The sequence below is a fragment of the Microbulbifer sp. genome (assembly GCF_051659245.1).
Classification (GTDB): Bacteria; Pseudomonadota; Gammaproteobacteria; order Pseudomonadales; family Cellvibrionaceae; genus Microbulbifer.
The window spans coordinates 13,257-36,290 of sequence record NZ_JBOFOC010000125.1 but is presented as its reverse complement, the minus strand read 5'-3'; the positions used below and the strand labels follow the sequence as shown (position 1 = coordinate 36,290).

Here is a 23,034-nt window from a genome sequence, read left to right as displayed (position 1 = left end):
TATTATCCGCCGGGAGTCAGCACAATCTTGCCAATATGCCCGCTGGACTCCATCAGCCGGTGCGCATCGCCCGCCTGCCTTAGCGGAAAAGTGGCGGCAATCTGGGGACGGATTCTGCCCTCCTCGATCAAGGGCCAGACTTTCCTTTCCAGGGCACTGGCTATGGCCGCCTTCTCCTCCGCTGTCCGCGGCCTCAGAGTAGAGCCGGTGAGAGTCAGGCGCTTGAGCATCACCGGCAGCATATTCACCTGTACCCTGGCCCCCTGCAGGAAGGCGATGTTCACGATACGGCCGTCGCGGGCGGCGAGCTGGATATTGCGGTCGACGTAACCCCCGCCCACCATATCCAGGATTACGTCGGCGCCGTGGCCGCCAGTGGCCTCGCGCACCACTTCGACGAAGTCTTCCGACTTGTAATTGATCGCCCTTTCCGCCCCGAGCTTCTCGCAGGCGGCGCATTTCTCCGCACTGCCGGCGGTGGCGAATACCCGCGCGCCGAAGTTTTTACCCAGTTGGATCGCCGCGGTGCCAATGCCGGAAGAGCCGCCGTGCACCAGCAGTATTTCCCCCGCTTTCAATTCCGCGCGATCGAACACATTGCTCCACACGGTAAAGAAGGTTTCAGGCAATGCCGCTGCCTCCAGCATGGAAAGCCCCTCGGGCACCGGCAGGCACTGCGTGGCGGGCACAGCGACAAACTCCGCGTAGCCGCCGCCGTTGGCCAGCGCGCACACTCTGTCACCGGGCTTCCAACGCTGCACCTTATCCCCGAGTGCGACAATTTCCCCGGCAACTTCGAGCCCCAGCACCGCTGAGGCTCCGGGAGGGGGCGGGTACAGGCCCATGCGCTGCACGACATCCGGGCGATTGACGCCGGCGGCGGCGACCTTGATCAGTACCTCTCCGGCCGCGGGCTGCGGCTTCTCCCCTTCCGCCAGTTGCATCACTTCGGGGCCACCGTGTTCGGGCAGGTCGATATAGCGCATGGGGTTTTCTCCGCTGTCATTTCTCCGTAGCAGATAATGATCGCGGCCATGGGCCGCGATCAAGCTGCCGGATAATTTTATGCGGAATCAAAGATCGTAGGTCAACTCCACTCCCACCACCTGCCCCTTGTTCAGCGGGGTGAAGCTGGCACCCACACCGCCCAAAGTAATCGGCAGTTGGGTATTGTTGCCCTCGCTGACTTCGTCCAGCATGTTTTTGCCGAACAATGCCAGATGGTAGTTGCCCCCGCTGGGTCTGTAGCCGACGCTGAAATCCAGCATATCCACTTCGCTCAGCATTCCCCGGTTGTTGTCGGTATAGGGCGAGGCGTCACGGTGGTTGAAGTTGATGCGTGAAGTCAGGGTTCCGGCGGAGCCCAGCGCCAAGTCGTGCACCAGCCCCACGCCGTAGGTCCAGGGCGCGAGGCGCGGAATATCCAGGCCCAGATCCACCTCGTCGACCACGCCGTCGCCGCTGATGTCGCCGTTGACCCTGTCGTAATCACCGTCCACATAGCCGAGACTAAAAGATAACAACAGGCTGTCGCTGACCGCCGCCAGGGTCTCCAGCTCGGCGCCGCGGATAGTCGCGTCGGCGGTGTTGCGGATAATCTGCGCCACACCGGTCAGCGCATCCGGCAGGTTCTCCTCGCGCTGCATGTCGTCGATGGTATTGTGGAACAGCGCCATATTGGTCCTCAGGCGGCCGTCAAGCCATTCGGCCTTGGCACCGACCTCAAAGCTGGTCTGCTCTTCCTGGTCGGTGACCTGGGGCGGATATGGCATGCCCGTCGCCGGATTGATACCGGCGTTGCGGAAGTTATAGCCGCCGCTGCGAAAGCCCTTGGTCCAGAAGCTGTACAGCTGGGCGCTGTCGCTCAGGTTCCACTGCAGGCCCACCTTGGGGGTAAACGCGCTCCAGGACTCGCTGTCGTCAAAGTCGTAGGCGGCGCAGCCGTCCAGGCTGCAGAGGTTCAGCGGAATGGTGGCTATCTTCGCATCCTTGTCCTCGGTGGAATAGCGGCCGCCCAGGGTCAGTACCCAGGCGTCGTTCAGGTCGATATCAGCCTGGGCAAAGACACCGAGCGCCCGATGGTCCTGCTCACCGCCACCTGTAATGTCAACGCTCCCGCCCGCCAGCAACCGGTTCTCCAGGTAGGTGAGATCCTGGCTGAACCAGTAGACACCGGTGGTCAGGGCAGTGGCGCCGAAGCGGCCGGAATAGCGCAGTTCGTTGCTCAGTTGGCTCTGGTCGATCGCGGTGTTGGCGTGGAAGCCAAAGACCGGCAGGGAATCGATATCGCCGAGACCGTGGGCCTCGTACTCGCGCCAGGCGAGGATATTGGTAATGGTTCCGCCGCCGAAGGCCACGTCCTGATTGAACTCCGCGATCACCTGGCTCCACTCGTCTTCCTGGTAGCCCTCTTCATCCTGGGCCACCTCAAAGGAATCTTCGCTGTTGTCCCATTCGGTGATACCGAAGGCGCCCGCGATCTGCGTTGCGCTGGGGTAGACCACCGGACCATCGGGAGTGCTGATAATGAAAGGTTCGCTGCCGCGGTTCTGGGCCACGACACCGTCGGAATCCATACGGCCGTGCTCCATACGCACCAACAGATCCGCGGTTTCGCTCAGCTGCACACTGAAACTCGGGCGGACAAACCAGGTATCGGATGCACCGGCGTTGTCATTGCCGGTGGCCAGGTTTTCGAACCAGCCCTGGTCGTTGTTGTAGTAGACAGTCAGGCGTCCGTTGACGGAACCGGAGATAGCGCCGTTGACGGTGCCCGCCACTATGGTGTCCAAATTGTCGGTTGTGGAGACCTTGAAGCGGCTGGCAAACTCCTCGCTGGGCCTCGCGGTCTTGATCACCACCGCACCGCCGGTCACATTGCGCCCGAACAGCAGCCCCTGGGGCCCGCGCAGTACTTCGACGCCCTCGAGGTCGAACAGATCGGTTACGACACCGGCGTTGATCCCCAGGTACATACCATCGACAAATACTCCGACGGTTGGATCAATCGACGGGATTGAACTGTTGACACCCAGGCCGCGCACGGTGAAGTTGGCGGTATTCTTTACCGTACCCACATCGTCCAACTGCACATTCGGCATCTTGAAGGCGAGGCTTTCCAGATCCTTGGTCTGCAGGGCCTCCAGCTGCTCGCCGGAATAGGCGGTGGCCGCCACTGGCACCTCCTGCAACTTCTCCGCCCGGGCCCGCTTGCGCGCGGTGACTTCCACCTCTTCCATAATGGCGCTTACCGAGTTCTCAGCGGCGTTGCTGATACCCACGCCACAGGCGAACCAGAGTGCAGTGAACGAACAGGCGGAAGTTAATACCAGTCTGCTTTTCTCATCGAACGAACGTTCCATTGTTTTTTCTCCATTGCTCTGTTTTTTGTTATCCAACAGCAACAGAGTCACCGCGATCGGTACTACCCCACCCCGCTTTTGTTTTCGGGGCTCCGACGGGTAACCGCGTCGTGTCTCGGTACAGGCCCGCACCGGGCGGTGCGGCTACCTCAAGGAGCTTACAGGGTCGGATTTGGCAGCGAAAGCAAAATTAGGTGCAGGTTATACAGGTATAACAGGAAAGGGAGGATGATTCGGAAAAACGCTGTTACTGAAAGAATGCTACTGACTGCAGATGAACAGCTTTATCGGTATAGGACAAGCTCCAAGTTGGGGCGGGCTGACGACGGCGCCCCACGCAATAGCCTCGACGCCCCGGCACAGGCTTGCCAGGGGGGGAGCCTTTCAATGCTCCAGCGATCGCCCGCCTCTGCCAGGCGATAGACAAAGCGGTCGCGAGCCGGCGGCCGCCACCCTGCCAGAACTAATTCTTATTCCAGATTCCGTATGCAAGCCAATTTGTCATCACTTTCACAAATAAGAGCTATTGCCACTATCGATTTCCACTGCCTTTCAGGTACTCCTCCCGGCTTTTTCGATAATCGATCACATAGGATCGGCTCAACCGGTCGTGAAGGAGATTGCCGCCAAGAAAACAGTTGATAAACCAGCCGATCTTGAACAGCGGCAGGGTGAACATAAAACTGAAAATCCGCCACAGTCCGTGCAGGTAGCCGACGCGCTTGAAATGGCGGTCGGTGACCCGGTATCCCAGGAGATATTTGGCCGGCGTGGCCTGCCAGCGGGAACTCTCGGCGATCCAGGCCAGTACCAGATAGCCGAGGATGGACACAGAAAGGGCCGTGAAATTGGCGTCCCCCTCGGATTTCCCCATGGCCTTGATCATGACCACCGAGGTGGCGAGTCCCACAACCACATACGCCAGGAACACATCCAGCAGCAGCGCGAAAGCGCGGCCGAGCAGGTTGCCGAAGTAGTAATAGTCGAGGCTCTCTTCCGCGGGCCGCGGCTTCTGCTCCACCAGCTTCCTGCCGCCGCGCACACCCTGAAGCGGGTTCACCGACTGTGGGTCGCCCTGCATCGCGTCGAATACCGCATTGCACAGGGTTTCACCAAACTCCCGGTACAGGTAGCCGCGGTTTTCCGACCAGCCGAACAGCATGTCGGCGTAGATCAGGATATTGGCGGTGACCTGCGACCGGTATTCCTGCTTCCCGCGCTTCCACGGTGCCTCGGTATTGAAGCGCGCGATACGCTCGAACACTCCCAGCCCCAGATTCCAGTTGAACTCTTCCTCCAGCAGGTAGGAGCATTCGGCGAGAAAGTGCCAGTTCTCCTCCACGCTGATCACGCGACTGCTCTCCAGAAGCTCTTCGACCTGCCGCAACACCCGCTGGCATTCATCGATGCGCTTCTGCCGCTCGGTTTCCACGGCCGCGCTGTCCTGTCCGGGGGGAAGTTCAGGCGGTGATTCCCGCTCCGCGACGGCGGTCTCTTCCTGCGACGACGGCTGTTGTGTTTCCATTGCCGACTGGGGATCTTCCGCGGATTGAGCACTCTCGATTGCGGGCTGAGGGCTTTCTACCACCGGCTGAGGGCTCTCTACCGGCTGATGAGGGCTCTCCATTAGGGGCTGAGGGCTCTCGGCAATAGTCAGTGCCCGTTTATAGGCGCTGTGCAGTTGCTGGAATTCCTGCGGCTTTTCGTCGGGCCGGGTCTGCTTCAGTTTTTTCGCATAGGCGCGTTTGATTGCGCGCACATCGTCGCTGGGCTCGATGCCCAGCAGCGCCCAGGGGTCCATCAGATCCAGTCCTCGCCGTCCAGTTCGTCGAAGACTTCCTGCAGGCGGGCGCGGGCCTTTTTGATCTCTGCGGGGTTCTGCCTTTCCAGCATCCGGTCGAAGTTGCCCAACAGCCGGGCAATATATTCCCGCCGCTCGCCCAGGCTGGATTCGTAGAGGCGCTCGCCGCGGGCGATCAGCGCGCGGTTCTCCTCGTCCTCCCGCGGGTGGAATTTCAGTTTGGATAATTTCTGCAGTGCGCTGGCCTTTTCCTGTTCATTCAGCGCACCGGGGGAAAACTCGATCAGCTTGTTGTGGGTCTTGCCGGAGGAGACCACGGTGACATCCACCTCCAGCAGCCCGTTCATATCGTAGCTGTAGCGGATATCCACCGCCTCTTCGCCCTTGGGCGCCTTGGGTACGGGAACACTCATCTCCCCGAGATACACATTTTTCTTTACCAGGCGGTTTTCCCCCTGGTAGACATCGACGCGGACTTCGGCCTGGTTCTCATGCGCAGTCCACACCCGGCGCACCACACTGACGGGCACCACCGTGTTGCGCTCGATAATCGGCATAAAGTACTCACCCTGTTCCGGGCTGTCCTCGTTGATCACCCCGGTGCCCAGGGTATAGGGGCAGACATCGGTGAGCACGATATCGTCCAGCGCCGCGCTCCTGGATTTGAGCCCGGCCTGGATGGCCGCGCCCATGGCCACCACCGTATCCGGGTCCAGGTGGCAGGAGGGCAGACGGCCGAACATCCTTCCCACCATCGAGCGGAACAGGGACATGCGCGTGGAACCGCCCACCAGCACCACTTCGTCGATCTTCTGTGGCGGCAGGTGGGCATCGCGCATGGCGCGCTCGATGGGCCTCTTGCTGCGCAGCAACAGCGGTGTGGCGAGTTTTTCAAACCACTCGGCGTTGGCCGCCCATTCGATCTTCTGCTTGCCGATCTCCAGTTGCAGCCGCTGCTCCGGCTGCTGGCTGATGCGGCGCTTGGCGGTCTCCATCTGCATGGTCAGGTTCTGCAGTTGGCGGGGCGACAGCTGGTCCCTGCCCATTCCCTGCTCTTTCAGTATGCTGTCGATCATCGCCTCGACGAAGTCCTCGCCGCCGAGGAAATTGTCCCCGGCGCTGGCGTGGACCTCCATGATGCCGTCGAAGAACTCCAGGATAGAGACATCGAAAGTGCCGCCGCCCATATCCAGGATCAGGAAGTTGCCCTCGCGCTTGTCGTGCAGGCCGTAGGCGATGGCCGCGGCGGTGGGCTCGTTGATCAGCCGCTCCACTTTCAGCCCGGCCAGTTCGCCGGCGAGCTTGGTGGCGTGGCGCTGGTTGTCGTTGAAGTAGGCGGGCACGCTGATGACCGCTTCGGTAACGGCTTCTCCCAGGTGAGTTTCCGCATCCTCCTTGAGGGAACGCAATACCAGTGCGGACAGCTCGGTGGCACTGAACATCTGCCTGCCCAGCGCCACCTTGTGATCGGTACCCATCAGCCGCTTGAAGGCGGCCACCGTGCGATCGCTGTGATTGATCAACCGCTCCTTGGCGGTCTTGCCCACCACCAGCTTGCCGGCGGAGTCCAGCCCCACCACCGACGGCGTGAGTACATCCCCAAGGCGATTGGGAATCAGCGTGACCCCCTCTTCCCCCAGAACGCCACAGGCACTGTTGGTGGTGCCCAGGTCGATACCGATAACAGCCATAGTTGTCCTTGTTAAATGGTAACTACTCACCCCTGTAACACTAAGCCAAGGCCTGGGCGGCCCTGCTACCGGTAGCCGTTCGTTCAACAGCCTCATCGGCAATCGTTTCTCGAACGGCTCCCGGTATCAGGGCCTTCGCATCAAACTCCGGTATTCTTTTCCCGAGTCCCGAAGGCGAGTAGTTACGTTAAATGTTTGGAATTATTTAGTTCGCGTTATTTATGGAAATACCCTGCTGTCAGGGAGAAAGCCGCTCTATCGTCCAGGGCCCGCTCTCTTCCCGCCGATAGACAAAGCGGTCGTGCAGCCGGCGGCTGCCGCCCTGCCAGAACTCCACCGTTTCCGGCACCACCCGGTAGCCACCCCAGAAATCCGGCAGCGGCACCTCGCCTTCGCCGTACTGGGATTTGATCGCCTCGAACTGCTTCTCGAGCTGATCCCGCGACGACAGTACCTCACCCTGGCGCGACGCCCAGGCGGCCAGTTGGCTGTCCCGCGGACGGGTGCGAAAGTAGATGAGGGCGTCCTCGCGGCTCAACTGCTCGGCGCGACCACAAACGATCACCTGCCGCTCCAGCGACTGCCAGGGGAAAAGGAGGGAGACCTTCGGGTTGGCGGCGATGTCCCGCGCCTTGCGGCTTTCCAGGTTGGTGTAGAACACAAAGCCGCGCTCGTCATAGCCCTTGAGCAGCACGATGCGCTGGGAGGGCTGGCCGCCGGCATCGGCGGTGGCCAGGCACATGGAACTGGGGTCCGGCAGCTCTGACTCCACCGCCTCGCGCAACCACTGGGTGAAATGCTCCATTGGGTCCGCATTCAGATCCTCGCGGCGCAAACCGCCGCGCAGGTAGTCCCTGCGCCACTGATCAATTTCCATCGTCGTACTTCCTTCGTTGCTGAGCGGCTAAGTGTACTGAGTCCGTGGATTTTTCCCAATCCACCCCCACCGCGCAATTTTTCTTGTTGCAGCCCGGAGCAATTGTCAATTATCCGGCGATTTTGTCCCACAATAAGCAGACTCTGCGGCCGCTTGCACCCCCTGCGCGCGCCCGCTAGGCTCCCGAGCACTTTTGAACAAGATGAAGGAAAAAAGCCGCCATGTCCTCTGCGCCCAGCTGTGCCCAGGTGCTGATGCACCTGCTGCGCGAATACCAGGTGGAAAAAGTCTTCGGCATTCCCGGCGTGCATACCATCGAGCTGTACCGCGGCCTGCCGGGCAGCGGCCTGCAACATATCACCCCGCGCCACGAGCAGGGTGCCGCGTTTATGGCCGACGGCTACGCCCGCGCCAGCGGCAGGCCCGGGGTCTGCTTTCTGATCACCGGCCCCGGCCTCACCAACGCCGCCACCGCCATGGCCCAGGCTTTCTCCGACTCGGTGCCCATGCTGGTTATCTCCGCGGTGAATCGCCGCGAGGACCTGGGAATGGGTCGCGGCCGCCTGCACGAACTGCCGCGCCAGAGCGACGTGAGCCGCGGCTACTGTATCTGGCAGCACTCGCTCACCGTGGCGGAACAGCTGCCGGAAGTGCTGGCCAGGGCCTTCCAATTGCTGGCGTGCAGCCGCCCGGGTCCCGTGCATATCGAGATCCCCATCGATCTGTTTTCAGCCCCCATGCCCGGCGAGTTGGAAGATTACCGGGCCCGCTCGCAGGCCCGGCTGCCCGCCGCCGCTGAGGGGGCGATCTCCACCGCCGCCGACTGGCTGCGAGGCGCCGAGCGCCCCGCGATCCTGCTGGGCGGCGGCGCCCAGGCTTGCGGCGCGGATGCCACGCAGATCGCGGAGAAGCTCGCCGCACCGGTCTTCCTGTCCCTGGCCGCCAAGGGCGTGGTCGACGAGCGCCACCCGCTGTGCGGCGGCGCCAACCTGAGTTTCGACTGCGTGCGCAAACGTATAGAGGACGCCGACGTGGTACTGGCGGTGGGCACCGAACTGGCGGAGACCGACCGCAATCTGGTGCGCGACAACTACGCTTTCCAGGGCAGGCTGATCCGCGTGGATATCGATCCGGCGCAGCTGGTGTGCAACGCCAACCCGGACCTTGCGATTCTCGCCGACGCGGGGGAAACCCTGAAACAGCTCAACGCCGCACTGCCCGAAGGCGACGCTGGTAAATGCAAAACCGCCGGGGACGAGGTTCGACAGCTGATCAGTGCCTGCCGCAACGAGTGGTGGCCCGGTTCCGAGGCCCGCTACCCCTGGGTCCAGGCCCTGCGCGAGGCGCTGGCGGAAGACGGCATACTGGTTACCGACTCCACTCAGTTGGCCTACAACACCAACTGCGCCCTGCCCCTGTACAGTGCCCGCAGCCATATCACCTGCACCACCGGCTACGGCACCCTGGGCTTCGCCCTGCCCGCCGCCATCGGCGCCAGGCTCGCCAGCCCGCGCGACGTGGTGGCACTGATCGGCGACGGCGGCCTGATGTTCACTCTGGGCGAACTGGCCACCGCGGTGGAGCAGCAACTGCCGCTGCCGATACTGGTGTGGAACAACACCGGCTACGGCGAGATCCGCGATTTTATGGATGAGGCCGAGGTGGCCCGGGAGGGCGTAGAGCTGCACACCCCCGATTTTGTCGCCCTGGCCAAAGCCTTCGGCGCCGGGGGCTGCCGGATCGACAGGCCGGAACAACTGGGGCCGGCGGTGGCCGACGCGCTCGCGGACAACAAACCCACCCTGATTGAAATCACCGCGCCCTGATTCGGCACCCTGTAGGAGCCTGCTTGCAGGGCAAAAATGCGCGTTTAGCGAGCACTGCTCGCTGCGCATTTTTGCGATCGGCCAAGGATGGCCGGGCCGGCGGCAGCTCCATGGACGGCTGCTTGGGTATGAGTTAGCTCGAAGCCCCGAGCATTCGCCTGCAAGCAGGCTCCTACAAGGGAATGCGGAAATAACCAACACGGAGCAAATCCATGACCGATTTCAGCAAACTGCACACCGACAAACTCTATATCGACGGCCAGTGGCAGGTCTCCGAAGGCGGCAGCAGCCACCCGGTAATCGACCCCGCCACCGAAGAGGAAATCTGCCAGGTGGTCGAGGGTACCGCCGCGGACGTGGACAGGGCCGTCGCCGCGGCGCGGGAGGCGCTCAAGTACTGGCGCAACACTTCCGCCACCGAGCGCAGGGACTATCTCAACGCCATTGCCGACGGCATGGAGAAACGCAGGGAAGACCTGATCCAGGCAGTCTCCAAAGCCCTGGGCTGCCCCGCCCATATCACCAAGTGGCTGCACGTGGACGGTCCCATCTACGCGGTGCGCTACTACGCCGAACGCACTTCGCTGATGGAAAAAACCGAAAAGGCCGGCCATTCCCTGGTGCTGCGCGAACCGGTGGGCGTGTGCGGCTTTATCACCCCCTGGAACTTCCCGCTGCACCAGTTCGCGGGCAAAGTGGCGCCGGCGCTGGCGGCGGGCTGCACCATGATCGCCAAGCCCTCGGAGAACACCCCGCTGCAGGATTATGTCATGGCGGAAATCATCCACGATGCCGGCCTGCCCGCGGGCGTGTTCAACCTGGTGCCCGGCGCCGGGCCGGTGGTGGGCGCGGCGCTGGCCGCGCATCCGGATATCGATATGGTGTCCTTTACCGGCTCCACCCGCGCCGGCGTGGAGGTGGCCAGGGCCGCCGCCCCCACCGTGAAACGAGTGACCCAGGAACTGGGCGGCAAATCGCCGCTGATCATCACTCCGGACGCGGACCTGGAGGCCGCGGTGCGCTGGGGCTGCGAGGATGTGTTTCTCAATTCCGGCCAGACCTGCACCGCGCTGACCCGCATGCTGGTGCCCGCGGAGCGCTACGACGAGGCGGTGGCCATCGCCAAACAGGTGGCGGAGGAAGTGGCTCTGGGCACCGGCCCGGATGCGCTTGTGGGCCCACTGTCGTCCGCGCGCCAGCGGGACATAGTGCGCGGCTATATTGAGAAGGGAGTGGCCGAGGGCGCGCGCCTGGTGGCCGGCGGCATCGAACCGCCGGAGGAATTTCCCAAGGGTTTCTACGTCAAGCCCACGGTGTTCGCCAACGTCACCAACGATATGACCATCGCCCGGGAGGAGATCTTCGGCCCGGTGACCTGCATGATTCCGTACAGGGATATGGACGAGGCCATCGCCATTGCCAACGACACCCAGTACGGCCTGGCCAGCGGCGTCTGGGCCCGGGACGCGGAGAGTGCCCTGCCGGTGGCGCGGCGCATCGAGGCCGGGCTCTGCTTCGTCAACGGCGGCGAATTCAATTACGACGCTCCCTTCGGCGGCTACAAGCGCTCCGGCAACGGCCGGGAATTCGGCGAAGCCGGCCTGGACGAGTTTGTCGAACTGAAATCCGTGCAATTGCCGGAATAAACTTCCGCGCCCCCTTCACAGGGGGCGGCGCTGTTGACTGTCTATCCGGACATGGCTATCTTTGCCTCCACATCAAGAGAGTGGCTGACGCCAACGCCAACCTGCCGACCGGGGCAAGGTGGTTTTCTCTTCATCGGCATCCACACCGATGAGAGAGATGGGACCCGCACCAATCGGGTAATCCAACCGGATAGGCGAACGAGTTCGCCGCTCCCACGTCAGCCCTCCAAGCGTTTTACTCAAGGTATGAGTATTGGAGGGACCATGTCCGCAGAACTGCAATCCAACAGCGAAGTCATCGAAATTCACATTGCCGCCCAGCGCAGCCGAACCGCCGTGCGCGCCGTACGGCGAACCGACCGGCAATTGCTGTGGCAGCTACTGTTCGACACCGCCGAAGAGGCGTTAAAATTCGCCACCAATTGTCGCGCCAGTGCCGAACCGGTGACGGCCCACAAGGCCTGCGAGCTGGCGGGATAACAACTAGCGTGGCTAGACTTGTGCCATAAGTCTGTAGGGCGGATAAGCGAAGCGCATCCGCCATGAATCCGCACCAGAAGTGGTGGATGCGCTGCGCTTATCCACCCTACGCGCCACAAGCGCCAAAATAAGGAGCTGACAACAATACCATGTCCAAGCCAGAGCAATTCCTCCAGCACCTGCGCGATGAACTGAAACAGATCGAAGCGGACGGCCTCTACAAACGCGAGCGCATCATCACCTCCCAGCAGGCCGCGCAGATCCAGGTCAACAACGAAACCGAGGTGCTGAATTTCTGCGCCAACAACTATCTGGGCCTGGCCAACCACCCGGACCTGATCCAGGCGGCCAAAGAGGGCCTCGACCAGTACGGCTTCGGCATGGCCTCGGTGCGCTTTATCTGCGGCACCCAGGATATCCACAAGGCGCTGGAATCGCGCCTGTCGGAATTTTTGCGCACCGAGGACACCATCCTCTACTCCTCCTGCTTCGACGCCAACGGCGGCCTGTTCGAAACCCTGCTCGGCCCGGAGGATGCGATTATCTCCGACGCCCTCAACCACGCCTCCATCATCGACGGCGTGCGCCTGTGCAAAGCGAGCCGCTACCGCTACGCCAACAACGATATGGCGGACCTGGAAGCCCAGTTGCGGGCCGCGGACCAGGCCGGTGCCAGGACCAAACTGATCGCCACCGATGGCGTCTTTTCGATGGATGGGGTGATCGCCAACCTGAAAGCCGTCTGCGACCTCGCGGACAAATACAACGCGCTGGTGATGGTGGACGACTCCCACGCCGTGGGCTTCCTCGGCGAACACGGACGCGGCACCCACGAGTACTGCGACGTGATGGACCGCGTGGACATCATTACCGGCACCCTGGGCAAGGCCCTGGGTGGCGCCTCCGGCGGCTTTACCTCCGGACGCAGGGAAATTATCGAACTGCTGCGCCAGCGCTCGCGCCCCTACCTCTTCTCCAATTCGCTGGCGCCAGCCGTTGTCGCCGCATCGCTGAAGGTGCTCGATATGCTGATGGAGGGCGGAGAGCTGCGCGAACAACTGCGGGAGAATTCCGCCTACTTCCGCCAGCGTATGTCCGAGGCCGGCTTTACCCTGGCCGGCGCAGACCATCCGATCATCCCGGTGATGATCGGCGACGCCGCCCTGGCCCAGCAGATGGCCGACAAGATGCTCGAACGCGGTATCTACGTGATCGGCTTCTTCTACCCGGTGGTACCCAAGGGCCAGGCCCGCATCCGCACCCAGATGTCCGCCGCGCACACGAAGGAGCAGCTCGACCAGTGCATCGATGCCTTTGTGGAAGTGGGCAAAGAGCTGAATATCATTTGATCCAATTCCGATCGCGGCCATGGGCCGCTCCTACAGAATGGCTACTCACATTGTAGGAGCGGCCCATGGCCGCGAACGATCTCAAACGCTGGCACAGACCATCCGCACGGCACAGAACAATGAAAGCACTCTCGAAATTAAACTCCGAGCCCGGCATCTGGCTTACCGAAATAGCACCCCCAACCCCGGGCCACAACGACCTGCTGATCAAAATCCGCAAGACCGCCATCTGCGGCACCGATATGCATATCTACAACTGGGACGAGTGGTCGCAGAAAACCATTCCGGTCCCCATGGTGGTGGGCCACGAATATGTGGGCGAGGTAGTGGGCATGGGCCAGGAAGTGCGTGGCTTCGAAGTGGGCGACCGCGTTTCCGGCGAGGGCCATATCACCTGCGGCCACTGCCGCAACTGCCGCGCCGGCCGCCGCCATCTGTGCCGCAACACCTACGGCGTGGGCGTGAACCGCCAGGGCGCCTTTGCCGAATACCTGGTGATTCCGGCACTGAACGCGTTCAAGATTCCGGAAAATATCTCCGACGACCTGGCCTCGATTTTCGATCCCTTCGGCAATGCGGTGCACACGGCTCTCTCGTTCGACCTGGCGGGCGAGGACGTGCTCATTACCGGTGCCGGCCCCATCGGTATTATGGCCGCGGCGGTGGCCCGTCACGTGGGCGCGCGCCATGTGGTGATCACCGATATCAACGACTACCGCCTGGAGCTGGCGAAAAAAATGGGTGCGACCCGCACGGTCAATGTCAGCAAAGAGAAGCTGCCGGAAGTAATGCGGGAAATCGGCATGACCGAGGGCTTCGACGTGGGCCTGGAAATGTCCGGTGTGGGCGCCGCCTTCCGCGATATGCTCAGCGCCATGAACCACGGCGGCAAGATCGCCATGCTGGGCATTCCCCCGGGGGAAATGGCTATCGACTGGAGCCAGGTGATTTTCAAAGGTCTGATTATCAAGGGCATCTACGGCCGCGAGATGTTCGAAACCTGGTACAAGATGGCCAGCCTGATCCAGTCCGGCCTGGACCTGACCCCGATCATCACCCACCAGTTCGGAATCGACGATTTCCAGCAAGGTTTCGACACCATGGGCTCCGGCGAGTCCGGAAAAGTCATCCTCAACTGGCAGTAGCCCCCCCTGGGACCGCGGAGCTCCAGCTCCGCAAGCGGGCCAGAAGGCCCGCCCATTTTCTTGCAGAACTGGAGAAACAGCTCTAACCGACACGGTCCCCACAACAATAAACCGCGGCCATTGCCCGAGAGAATCAGGATATGGAGAAAGGTAACCCGACTAATCTGGTAATGCTCCCTGGACTCGATGGCACAGGTATTTTGTTCCGCCCTCTGTTGGCCGCCCTGCCGAAATGGGTCCGCCCCAGGGTCATCGCCTATCCAGAAGACCAGCGGCTCTCCATCGCAGAATACGCAGACCTGGTAATCCGGCAATTGCCGCGCGACGGGTTCACCCTGCTTGTGGAATCCTTTTCCGGTCTGGTTGCCCTGGAGCTGATGGCCAGGAAATTACCCGGACTCCAATCGATATTGTTTGTCGTCACCTTCGCTGCCCCCCCGCGACCGCGACTTCTCAATCTCGCGCGCCTGCTGCCCGGTACCGGCTCGGCAATACGGATCGTCCCCGACTTCCTGTTGCGGCATTTCTGCCTCGGCAAAAGCGCATCCGCCACAGAACTATCCCTGCTTCGCGAAGCCTTGGCCGCGGTAAACCCCGCGGTACTTCGCCATCGCCTGTCACTGATAGCGAGCTACCGGCCGGTTGAAATAAAGCCACAACAAGCTCCCTGCCACTACCTCCAGGCAAGCGGTGACCAACTGGTACCGCCGACTGCCGCCCGGTGGTTTGGGGAACATTTGGAATCCTGCCAACTGGACTCACTGGAAGGGCCGCACTTACTCCTGCAGACCAGGCCCAAAGCCTGCGCGGAATGGATTGCGGGAAAGATAAGGCCGCTCGCCGAACCAGCGGACGATACGACTCCACAATAAAAGCTTTCCACAACAAAAACAGGTAAAAAGCAATGCCTGAAAAAAGGACTGAAAACTGCCGCGCTCGACATCGTGGAGACAAATCCACATGGAGCTTCCTTTAAGCCGGAGGAAATAACGCTGTCACTTTTAATTCCACTCGCTATAAATTGGAGGTCGGACTCTAATGGCACTGACTTAAGCGCAAATGGCTTTATTTGTAGGGTGGATAAGTGAAGCGCATCCACCAGTTACAAGGCCTGGGGCGGCGGATGCGCTTCGCTTATCCGCCCTACGGGAGCCGGAAACCCCTTAAGTCAGTGCCATCTCTTCCCATCCACCGCGACGGGGGCAAGCATCCTGTGCACCCCGCCCGTTAATGCCTAAACTTGTGCGTGTCTGCAAGTTCGCACTTTAATGACCATGCAGACAGTTAGAGCCGGGAAGAAGATGGTGGAAAACGCCATAGGTTTTTCGGCGGCCGCGGGGCACTCGAAACAGCAACACCATGAGGGTTGAACGATGCATGCTCGAGTCAAAACACTATTGGGTTTTACCACTCTGCTTTTATCCGGCCTGGTACGGGCGGATATCACCATTGAAATGCACGCCGTAGACAAAGATGGCGTCGGAAAACCGATCGGCCAGGTAGTCGCCAGCGAAACGAAATACGGCGTCGTGTTTACCCCCTCCCTCACCGGGCTGACGCCGGGGCTGCACGGCTTCCATCTCCACGAGTTCCCCAGCTGTGAGCCCAAGGAAAAGGACGGCAAGATGACAGCGGCGCTGGCGGCGGGCGGACACTATGACCCGGCCAAAACCAAGCGTCACGGTCCTCCCTGGGGAGACGGACATCTCGGAGATCTTCCCGCTCTATTTGCCGACCCCAAAGGAAGTTCCACCAGCCCGGTACTGGCCCCCCGGCTGAAACTTTCCGATCTGAAGGGGCATTCACTGATGATTCACCAGGGCGGGGACAACTATTCGGACCAGCCAAAGCCCCTGGGTGGAGGCGGCCCTCGTGTCGCCTGCGGGGTTATCAGCACATCCAAATAGTATCGGGCAATCCCGCCCTACTTGGGTCACCTGCCGGGGATTTGCCCAATCTGGAAATCCCCGGACACAGACTATTCGGATAACCTGGTAATCAGCCAGCCGCTGCTGGTCCCCTGCACCAGCAGGGAAAACAGCACCACGCCGAACACCATGGACTGCACCGCCCACCAGTAGGGCAGCTCCATGGGGATGGACAGCACCAACGCGATGGCAATCACCCCGCGCAGGCTGCCCCAGCCCAGCAGCAGGCGCCAGGGCTTGGAGATTGGCGGCCCCACGAATCGCGCCAGGGGCGCAACCGTAAATATCGCCAGCGCACGCCCACCGAGGGCGGCGGCAATGGCGATCAGCATGGCGAACCAGTGCTCACTGAACATTTCAAAAGTAATGGTCAGCCCCATGATCACGAACACCACGCCGGTGAGCGCCAGCGCCAGCCACTCCCAGGTGAACGCCGCCCCCACCAGCCGGTCTTTCTCCCGCAACTGCAGCCCGGCGCGGGCCACGATGGCACACACCATCACCGCGAGAATACCGGACACTCCCGCGATCTGCTCCGCCAGATAAAAGCTGCCGAAAGCGGCCAGTACCAGGACCATCAGCGCCGACCCCACGGCTTGCAGGAACAGCACCAGGGCCACCGTCGCCAGGCCGCACAGCGCCCCCAGTGCCAGCCCGCCGATAAAGCTCCACGCAAAATGCAGCATCGCACTGCCGAACGGCTGGGCGGCACCCTCCACTGACTGGGTTGCCAGGCCGAGCACCAGGCCGAAAAGCACTATCGCGGCGGTATCGTTGAACAGGCTTTCCCCCTCCATCAGGATCAGCAGATCCTCCCCCGTACCGCGGCTGCGCAGTTTGGCGACCACCGCTACCGGATCCGTGGTCGCCAGTGCCGCGCCGGTCAGCAGCGCCGCCGTCCAGGGAAAGCCCGCGGGGTGATGGGTACCGTAGTAGAGCAGCGTCGCGGCAATCACCGTGAAGACGGCCACGCCCAATATCGCCAGCAGCAATACCGGCCCCAGCCAACGCTTCAGCGCCCGCGGGTCCAGTTGCCACGCGGCCTCGAAAATCAGCACCGGCAGAATGACGAAGAACACCAGCTGGTTCAGGTTGTACACCCGCAGGACTGCGTCGTAGTCGATCACCGGCGGCAACAGCCCGGCGAGCACTCCGGCCGCCAGGCAGCCCAGGGCATAGTCAATGTGCAGGAGGCGCGCCAGCACCAGGCCAAAAGCCACCGCCATCAGCAGATAGAGCACTTGACCGACTAAGGTTGTCACCATGACATTCGGTTCCCTCCGCTATGTCCATGATCTTCAGTGTATGCGCGATTGACCCCGCTTGCGCGGAAGCGGCCCTCAATTTAAACTGTATACATATACAGTTATTAAAGTGTAGCCGCCATGGCAGAAGAGGACATCGCCAACCCATCACAAGCCCGCAAGGGCCGGGGCGCCGCCAGCAATCTGGCCGGCCGCTTTGCCACCCGGGTGAGCCGGCGGGAGAACGACGGCTGGCAGCTGGAGGAGGAGCCGCCGGAGAGGCTGCTGACCGAAGCCATCGAGGAAAAGGCCCGGACTATTATCAGCAGCAACAGCTCACCGGATCTGCCCTTCAGCCAATCGATCAACCCCTATCGAGGCTGCGAGCATGGGTGCACTTATTGCTACGCCCGCCCGTCCCACGCCTACATGGACCTGTCCCCGGGGTTGGACTTCGAGAGCAGGATCTTTTTCAAACCCAACGCCCCGGAACTGCTGGAAAAAGCCCTGCGCAAACGCAACTATGTGTGCAGCCCCATCGCCCTGGGCACCAATACCGATCCCTACCAGCCTCTGGAAAGAGACAAGCGGATTACCCACCAGCTGCTCGAGGTGATGCAGCGCTTTCACCAGCCGGTGACCATAGTGACCAAGAGCCAGCTGATCCTGCGCGACCTGCCGATTCTGGCGGAGATGGCACAGGACGGGCTCGCCCAGGCAGCCATCAGCGTAACCACGCTGGACAACGAGCTGAAAAGGAAACTGGAACCGCGCACCGCCGGTCCAGCCGCTCGCCTGCGCACACTGGAGACCCTGAGCGACGCCGGCATCCCCACCGCGGTGCTGGCCGCGCCCATGATCCCGGCGCTGAACGACAGCGAACTCGAAGCCATTCTCGGTGCCGCGCAAAAGGCCGGTGCGGAATTCGCGGCCTATATCCTCCTCCGCCTGCCCTACGAGGTGGCGCCACTGTTCCGCCAGTGGCTGCAGGAACACTATCCCGAGCGCGCCACTCATGTGATGAGCCTGGTGCAGCAGAGCCGCGGCGGGCGCGACTACCGCAGCGACTTTTCCCAGCGCCAGACCGGCACCGGCGTCTTCGCCCAGCTGCTGCAACAGCGCTTCCGCGTGGCGATTCAGAAACTCGGGCTGAATCGACGCAGGCTGGCATTGGATTGCGGGCGCTTCTCGCCGCCTCCCGCAAGCGGCGAACAGCAGTCGCTGTTTTGAGGGGTTCAAATCGCTGCGCTCGTTCGCCTGCAAGCAGGCTCCTACAGGGAACTCCATTCGATTCTTGAGCCCGAGTCATTACAATAGGCGGCCGGAATTTCCGCGAGGCCACCCTTGAACAACTGGTTTGTCTATCTGATACGCACCCGCAGCGGAGCCCTCTATACGGGGATTACCCGCGATGTGGAGCGCCGCTTCGCCGAGCACGCCAGCGGCAGCCCCAGGGGCGCCAAGGCGCTGCGCGGGCGCGGTCCGCTGACCCTGGCGTTCCAGCACGCGGTTGCGGAAAGATCGGAGGCCCTGCAACTGGAGATGCGGATAAAAAAATGGCCCAAGGAAAAGAAAGAGGCACTGGTGGCCGGCGATACCGCGCTACTGGTCGAATGCCAGAGCGGATCGCCCTGATTCGCTAGTAGACCACCCCCGTGTACACCTTCTTGGGGCCAGGGAAGCTGTCGAACAGGGCCCGGTGGGAGCCAGCCCCCGGATCGAGTCCAGGGTAGGCTCTGCTGGCGAATAACGGCGTTCCCATTTAGCACCGCCTTTTCGCCTGCAGGGCAGGCTCCCACAGCAGACGCAGTGCACAACCAGGCGAACGGCGTCTCGACCTGAACTCCGAAACCTTAGATCAACCGCGGCTTCATGATCTCCGCAATCCACGCCATAAACACCTGTACCCGCCTGGGCAGGTGGCGGCGGTTGGCGTACACCAGCGACACCGGCATGGGCGCGGGCCGGTATTGCGGCAGGACCTCCTCCAGTTCCCCCGACTCAAGGTAGGGGTGCACGCCGGCCTCCGGCACCTGGATAATCCCCAGCCCCGCCCGGCAGGCCTCCAGGTAGGCCTCGGTATTGTTGACGGTAATCGCGCCCTCCATGGGCAGGAATTTTTCCGCGCCCGGCTCCCGCGGGTCGATATACTCGAAACCGGGGGGCCGCGCGCCGAGGGACGGCACATAGTGAACCAGCCGGTGCCCGGCCAGCTCCTCCAGGGTGCGCGGCGTGCCGCGTTCCGCCAGGCACTCCGTGCTGGCACAGCTCACCATCCGGTAGTGACCCAGCGGCTGCGCGATCAGGCTGGAATCCTCCAGGGTGCCCACCCGCAGTACGCAATCGAATCCCTCGCGCACAAGGTCCACAAAGCGATCGGTGCTGCTCAGTTCGATCTCCAGGTCCGGGTGCCGGCGCAGGAATTCCGGCAGCCGTGGGATCACCAGATCCCGCGCCACCGACAGCGGCATATCCACACGCAGGCGCCCTTTCAGCGCCGCGGTATCCTCGCGGAACAGGTTCTGCAGGTCGTCCATATCCGCCAGCAGGTCCCGGCTGCGCTCGTAGAAAACCCGGCCGTCCTGGGTCATCTGCACGCTGCGGGTGGTGCGGTGCAGGAGCCGGGTGCCGAGCAGGTTCTCCAACTGCTGCACCGCGCCGGACACGCTGGCCCGGGACAGGCCCAGGCTGTCCGCCGCGGCGGTAAAACTGCCCTGCTCCGCCACCCGCAGGTAGATCTGCATGGACTCCAGTAGCTTCACGGCCCGCCGTACAATTGTTCAAGAATAATGAACAGTCTAGTGTAGTGTAAGGTACTAATTGTGTATATCAGAGCCCCCCAAATTGTTCACAGTTAGGCGCAGCTCGCAGGGAATGGTCATTCCATTTTCAAGAGCTGCAACGCAGCTGTGGACCCTCTCTACCAGGTGAAGAGGGGGGCTCCCTTCGGGCGGGCCGCTAAGCAGCCATCTGCGGCGTTGCATTTGCTTGACATAGATGACTATGCCGGCGCAAATGCGCCTTGCATCTGGCCGCTTAGCGGCCCGCTGATATATACAATTAGTACCTTACACCACACTAGGCATTTCTTAGCTAATGTCGATCGCGGCCAACGGCGGAGGGCCGCCCCGCCGCTCCTACAGGGGTCTTTGCCTTATACAACCTCGCAAAGGTCACCAGGGAATGTCGCTGCCGTCGTAATTGATAAAACGGCCGCTGTTTTCCAGGCCGGTATCGAGCAGGATTTTCTTCAAACCGGCGACACTCTCCTTCGCGGAGATCAGCGCATTGGGCCCGCCCATATCCGTCTGCACCCAGCCCGGATGCAGCGCGAGGACACTGATGCCCCGCTCGCGCAGGTCGACGGACAGGCTCTTGACCACTTGGTTCACCGCGGTCTTGGAGGAGCGGTAAAGATAGCCCCCGCCGGAACCGTTGTCGGCGATACTGCCCACCTTGCTGCTGATCACCGCGATAACCCTGCGCCCACTTGCGGCCACATTGTCACAAAAGGTTTCCGCCAGCCTGTAGGGCGCGAGCGTGTTGATCTCCAGCACCTTGCGCCACTCGTCCAGATCCACATGGCCGAAAGTTACGCCCTTGGGGCCGTAGTAACCCGCATTGCTGACCAGTATGTCGATGGGCCTGCCCCGCAACTCGCGGCCCAGCTCCGCCATCTGCCGGGAGTCGGTGACATCCAGCGGAAAAACCTCCAATAGCGGATACTGCTCCCGCAACGCCTTCAGCGCGCCGGCGGAATCCGGGTCGCGGCAGGTGGCCAACACCCGCCAGCCGTCGGCGACAAACTGGCGGGACAGTTCCAGGCCCAGGCCGCGGTTGCAGCCGGTGATAAGGATAGTACCGGGCATAACAGCTCCTTCAATGGTATTCTTGCACCGTCCGATGATAACAACTGCCTGCCAATGTACTACTCACTGAGCGATCTCTTCTGGCTGTTCCTGTTCGTCCTCGCCGGCTGGTACCTGTGGGCCGGCATGGCGGCCAAGGAACAGGCGCGCCGGGCCGCCGCCAGCCACTGCGCGCAACTGGGCGTACAGTTGCTGGACGACACCGTGGCCCTGATGCGCACCCGCCTCAAGCGCGACAGCCGCGGCCAGGTGCGCCTGCAGCGCAGCTACGAATTCGAGTTCACCTCCACCGGCGAGCACCGCTACGCCGGGATCGCCGTGCTGCACGGGCGGCGCATAACACAGATACAACTTTCCCCCCACCACCTCGCCTGAACGGAGCACAGATGAAACGCGGAATCTATCGCCACTATAAAGGCGAGCGCTACGAGGTAATGGAAGTGGCCACTCACAGCGAAACCGGCGAGCGGCTGGTGGTCTACCGCGCGCTCTACGGCGACTACGGCGTCTGGGTGCGACCGCTGGAGATGTTTGCGGAAAACGTGGAAAGGGACGGCGAACTGGTGCCGCGTTTCCAACTGTTTCAGGAATTTGACTAGCGCGACCGGGCGCCATTAATGTTGCCGCACTCCGTCAACCGATCCAATAGATAAGGCCACCCATCGGTGAACAATAAAAAAATAATGATCTACGGCGCCTACGGCTATACCGGCGAGCTGATCGCCCGCGAGGCCGTGGCCAAGGGCTATCGCCCGCTACTGGCGGGGCGCAGTTCGCAAAAACTGCAGCCGCTGGCGGAAGAATTGGGACTGCCGGCCATGGCGGTCGGTCTCGACTCCAGCGAAACCCTGGAGCGCACCCTGCGGGATATCGACGTGGTGATCCACTGCGCGGGGCCCTTCTCCGCCACCGCCGAACCCATGATGCTCGCCTGTATCGCCAGCCGCACCCACTACCAGGACATCACTGGCGAAATGTCGGTCTACCAGCTGGCCCACAGCATGAATGCGGAAGCCAAAGCCGCGGGGGTGGTGCTCTGCCCGGGAACCGGCTTCGACGTGATTCCCACCGACTGCCTGGCGGCGGCGCTGCACAAGGCGATTCCCACCGCCACCCACCTGAGCCTGGGCTTCGATTCCGACTCCTCTCTCAGCCCCGGTACCGCCAAGACCTCCATCGAGAGCCTGGGCGTGGGCAGTGCCATAAGACGCAACGGCGAGATCGAGATTACCGGCCACGCCGAAATCAGCCGCACCATCGATTTCGGCCGCGGGGAGAAATTCGCCGTCGCGATTCCGTGGGGCGACGTGGCCACCGCCTACTACTCCACCGGGATTCCCAATATCGCCGTGTATATTCCCATGAGCCCGCGGCGCGCGAAAAAAATGCGGCGCATGAACAAATTCCGCTGGCTGCTGCGCAAGCAGTGGGTGCAGGACTGGCTCAAGCGCAAGGTGGACAAATCTGTACGCGGGCCCGGCGAGGAAAAGCGCGCGGAACAGCAGACCTGGATCTGGGGCGAAATACGCCACGACCGCCGCGGCGAGCGCAAGATCGGCCGACTGGTCACCGCCAACGGCTACGATGTCACGGTGCACGGCTCCCTGGCGGTGATGGAATTCCTGCTCGACTACAAGGGGCCCGGCGGCTACTTTACGCCGTCGAAACTGTGCGGCTACGAACTGGTGGAGCGGCTACCCGGTTCCGGGCAGATCAAGATCGGTATCGATTGAACCTATGGCGCCCGGTGCGCACGGCGCACCCTACAGGCGCCCGAGTCCCGAAGGCGAGGCCCCTGGGCGGCCCTGCTGCCGGT

20 protein-coding genes and 1 riboswitch are annotated in these 23,034 nt (G+C 62.1%); of the genes, 12 read left to right on the top strand and 8 right to left on the bottom strand.

What is annotated here, in order from left to right; translation table 11 throughout:
- Nucleotides 1-2 precede the first annotated feature (2 nt).
- The 5 genes from ACRC0P_RS13215 to pdxH form a co-directional block, all read right to left on the bottom strand.
- Complete coding sequence (locus ACRC0P_RS13215) at nt 3-986, bottom strand: NAD(P)H-quinone oxidoreductase (protein ID WP_438631661.1); 984 nt, start codon at nt 984-986, stop codon at nt 3-5.
- An 87-nt stretch (nt 987-1,073) separates the two neighbouring features.
- Complete coding sequence (locus tag ACRC0P_RS13210; protein WP_438631658.1) at nt 1,074-3,362, bottom strand: TonB-dependent receptor; 2,289 nt, start codon at nt 3,360-3,362, stop codon at nt 1,074-1,076.
- A gap of 532 nt (nt 3,363-3,894) precedes the next feature.
- Complete coding sequence (locus ACRC0P_RS13205; protein ID WP_438631656.1) at nt 3,895-5,163, bottom strand: RDD family protein; 1,269 nt, start codon at nt 5,161-5,163, stop codon at nt 3,895-3,897.
- Entirely contained in the window at nt 5,163-6,854 is a 1,692-nt protein-coding gene (locus tag ACRC0P_RS13200; RefSeq protein WP_438631654.1) for an Hsp70 family protein, read from the bottom strand. The genes ACRC0P_RS13205 and ACRC0P_RS13200 overlap by 1 nt, the downstream gene beginning before the upstream one ends.
- A gap of 238 nt (nt 6,855-7,092) precedes the next feature.
- A complete protein-coding gene (gene pdxH / locus ACRC0P_RS13195) occupies nt 7,093-7,731 on the bottom strand; it encodes a pyridoxamine 5'-phosphate oxidase (protein WP_438631652.1) in 639 nt (212 codons plus the stop codon).
- Between the two features lie 221 nt (nt 7,732-7,952).
- On the opposite strand from pdxH, the gene ACRC0P_RS13190 reads away from it, so the two are divergent.
- The 7 genes from ACRC0P_RS13190 (at nt 7,953) to sodC (ending at nt 16,084) form a co-directional block, all read left to right on the top strand.
- Nucleotides 7,953-9,557, top strand: a complete 1,605-nt coding sequence (locus ACRC0P_RS13190) for a 5-guanidino-2-oxopentanoate decarboxylase (protein WP_438631650.1) — start codon at nt 7,953-7,955, stop codon at nt 9,555-9,557.
- Between the two features lie 212 nt (nt 9,558-9,769).
- Nucleotides 9,770-11,203 carry an aldehyde dehydrogenase family protein gene (locus ACRC0P_RS13185; RefSeq protein ID WP_438631648.1) on the top strand — a complete coding sequence of 478 codons (1,434 nt, stop codon included), beginning with the start codon at nt 9,770-9,772 and terminating at the stop codon, nt 11,201-11,203.
- A gap of 64 nt (nt 11,204-11,267) precedes the next feature.
- Nucleotides 11,268-11,398, top strand: a riboswitch (SAM-I-IV-variant riboswitch).
- A gap of 69 nt (nt 11,399-11,467) precedes the next feature.
- A complete protein-coding gene (locus ACRC0P_RS13180) occupies nt 11,468-11,683 on the top strand; it encodes a hypothetical protein (RefSeq protein ID WP_438631646.1) in 216 nt (71 codons plus the stop codon).
- A 149-nt stretch (nt 11,684-11,832) separates the two neighbouring features.
- Nucleotides 11,833-13,032, top strand: coding sequence for a glycine C-acetyltransferase (locus ACRC0P_RS13175; protein ID WP_438631644.1), 1,200 nt, complete (start codon nt 11,833-11,835; stop codon nt 13,030-13,032).
- A gap of 119 nt (nt 13,033-13,151) precedes the next feature.
- Nucleotides 13,152-14,177 carry an L-threonine 3-dehydrogenase gene (gene tdh, locus ACRC0P_RS13170; protein ID WP_438631642.1) on the top strand — a complete coding sequence of 342 codons (1,026 nt, stop codon included), beginning with the start codon at nt 13,152-13,154 and terminating at the stop codon, nt 14,175-14,177.
- 140 nt (nt 14,178-14,317) lie between these two features.
- On the top strand, nt 14,318-15,049 hold the full coding sequence (locus ACRC0P_RS13165) for an alpha/beta fold hydrolase (protein ID WP_438631640.1): 732 nt from the start codon (nt 14,318-14,320) through the stop codon (nt 15,047-15,049).
- A gap of 501 nt (nt 15,050-15,550) precedes the next feature.
- Nucleotides 15,551-16,084, top strand: a complete 534-nt coding sequence (sodC, locus tag ACRC0P_RS13160; protein WP_438631638.1) for a superoxide dismutase [Cu-Zn] SodC — start codon at nt 15,551-15,553, stop codon at nt 16,082-16,084.
- Nucleotides 16,085-16,155: 71 nt separating this feature from the next.
- On the opposite strand, the gene ACRC0P_RS13155 is transcribed toward sodC, so the two are convergent.
- The gene (locus tag ACRC0P_RS13155; RefSeq protein WP_438631636.1) at nt 16,156-17,370 is read right to left on the bottom strand and encodes a cation:proton antiporter; all 1,215 of its coding nucleotides are present in this window, start codon (nt 17,368-17,370) and stop codon (nt 16,156-16,158) included.
- A 120-nt stretch (nt 17,371-17,490) separates the two neighbouring features.
- Here ACRC0P_RS13155 and ACRC0P_RS13150 point away from each other — a divergent pair, with 120 nt between their 5' ends.
- Nucleotides 17,491-18,579 (top strand): PA0069 family radical SAM protein, encoded by a 1,089-nt coding sequence (locus tag ACRC0P_RS13150; RefSeq protein WP_438631634.1) that lies wholly within the window; start codon nt 17,491-17,493, stop codon nt 18,577-18,579.
- A 114-nt stretch (nt 18,580-18,693) separates the two neighbouring features.
- Nucleotides 18,694-18,984, top strand: a complete 291-nt coding sequence (locus tag ACRC0P_RS13145; RefSeq protein WP_438631632.1) for a GIY-YIG nuclease family protein — start codon at nt 18,694-18,696, stop codon at nt 18,982-18,984.
- 218 nt (nt 18,985-19,202) lie between these two features.
- Here the strand turns inward: ACRC0P_RS13145 and ACRC0P_RS13140 are convergent, their stop codons facing one another.
- Both ACRC0P_RS13140 and ACRC0P_RS13135 read right to left on the bottom strand, forming a co-directional pair.
- Entirely contained in the window at nt 19,203-20,111 is a 909-nt protein-coding gene (locus tag ACRC0P_RS13140) for a LysR family transcriptional regulator (RefSeq protein WP_438631630.1), read from the bottom strand.
- A gap of 411 nt (nt 20,112-20,522) precedes the next feature.
- On the bottom strand, nt 20,523-21,218 hold the full coding sequence (locus ACRC0P_RS13135) for an SDR family oxidoreductase (protein WP_438631628.1): 696 nt from the start codon (nt 21,216-21,218) through the stop codon (nt 20,523-20,525).
- A gap of 54 nt (nt 21,219-21,272) precedes the next feature.
- On the opposite strand from ACRC0P_RS13135, the gene ACRC0P_RS13130 reads away from it, so the two are divergent.
- The 3 genes from ACRC0P_RS13130 (at nt 21,273) to ACRC0P_RS13120 (ending at nt 22,951) form a co-directional block, all read left to right on the top strand.
- A complete protein-coding gene (locus tag ACRC0P_RS13130; protein ID WP_438631626.1) occupies nt 21,273-21,593 on the top strand; it encodes a DUF3301 domain-containing protein in 321 nt (106 codons plus the stop codon).
- 11 nt (nt 21,594-21,604) lie between these two features.
- The gene (locus tag ACRC0P_RS13125) at nt 21,605-21,817 is read left to right on the top strand and encodes a DUF1653 domain-containing protein (protein ID WP_438631624.1); all 213 of its coding nucleotides are present in this window, start codon (nt 21,605-21,607) and stop codon (nt 21,815-21,817) included.
- 66 nt (nt 21,818-21,883) lie between these two features.
- Nucleotides 21,884-22,951, top strand: coding sequence for a saccharopine dehydrogenase family protein (locus tag ACRC0P_RS13120; protein WP_438631622.1), 1,068 nt, complete (start codon nt 21,884-21,886; stop codon nt 22,949-22,951).
- Nucleotides 22,952-23,034 lie beyond the last annotated feature (83 nt).

Coding starts and splice junctions, on each gene's coding strand:
- ACRC0P_RS13150 (WP_438631634.1), top strand. CDS start 17,491: ATGGCAGAAGAGGACATCGCCAACCCATCACAAGCCCGCAAGGGCCGG.
- ACRC0P_RS13165 (WP_438631640.1), top strand. CDS start 14,318: ATGGAGAAAGGTAACCCGACTAATCTGGTAATGCTCCCTGGACTCGAT.
- ACRC0P_RS13190 (WP_438631650.1), top strand. CDS start 7,953: ATGTCCTCTGCGCCCAGCTGTGCCCAGGTGCTGATGCACCTGCTGCGC.
- ACRC0P_RS13185 (WP_438631648.1), top strand. CDS start 9,770: ATGACCGATTTCAGCAAACTGCACACCGACAAACTCTATATCGACGGC.
- pdxH (WP_438631652.1), bottom strand. CDS start 7,731: ATGGAAATTGATCAGTGGCGCAGGGACTACCTGCGCGGCGGTTTGCGC.
- ACRC0P_RS13200 (WP_438631654.1), bottom strand. CDS start 6,854: ATGGCTGTTATCGGTATCGACCTGGGCACCACCAACAGTGCCTGTGGC.
- ACRC0P_RS13135 (WP_438631628.1), bottom strand. CDS start 21,218: ATGCCCGGTACTATCCTTATCACCGGCTGCAACCGCGGCCTGGGCCTG.
- ACRC0P_RS13215 (WP_438631661.1), bottom strand. CDS start 986: ATGCGCTATATCGACCTGCCCGAACACGGTGGCCCCGAAGTGATGCAA.
- ACRC0P_RS13130 (WP_438631626.1), top strand. CDS start 21,273: ATGTACTACTCACTGAGCGATCTCTTCTGGCTGTTCCTGTTCGTCCTC.
- ACRC0P_RS13175 (WP_438631644.1), top strand. CDS start 11,833: ATGTCCAAGCCAGAGCAATTCCTCCAGCACCTGCGCGATGAACTGAAA.
- sodC (WP_438631638.1), top strand. CDS start 15,551: ATGCATGCTCGAGTCAAAACACTATTGGGTTTTACCACTCTGCTTTTA.
- ACRC0P_RS13210 (WP_438631658.1), bottom strand. CDS start 3,362: ATGGAACGTTCGTTCGATGAGAAAAGCAGACTGGTATTAACTTCCGCC.
- ACRC0P_RS13205 (WP_438631656.1), bottom strand. CDS start 5,163: ATGGACCCCTGGGCGCTGCTGGGCATCGAGCCCAGCGACGATGTGCGC.
- ACRC0P_RS13125 (WP_438631624.1), top strand. CDS start 21,605: ATGAAACGCGGAATCTATCGCCACTATAAAGGCGAGCGCTACGAGGTA.
- ACRC0P_RS13180 (WP_438631646.1), top strand. CDS start 11,468: ATGTCCGCAGAACTGCAATCCAACAGCGAAGTCATCGAAATTCACATT.
- tdh (WP_438631642.1), top strand. CDS start 13,152: ATGAAAGCACTCTCGAAATTAAACTCCGAGCCCGGCATCTGGCTTACC.
- ACRC0P_RS13155 (WP_438631636.1), bottom strand. CDS start 17,370: ATGGTGACAACCTTAGTCGGTCAAGTGCTCTATCTGCTGATGGCGGTG.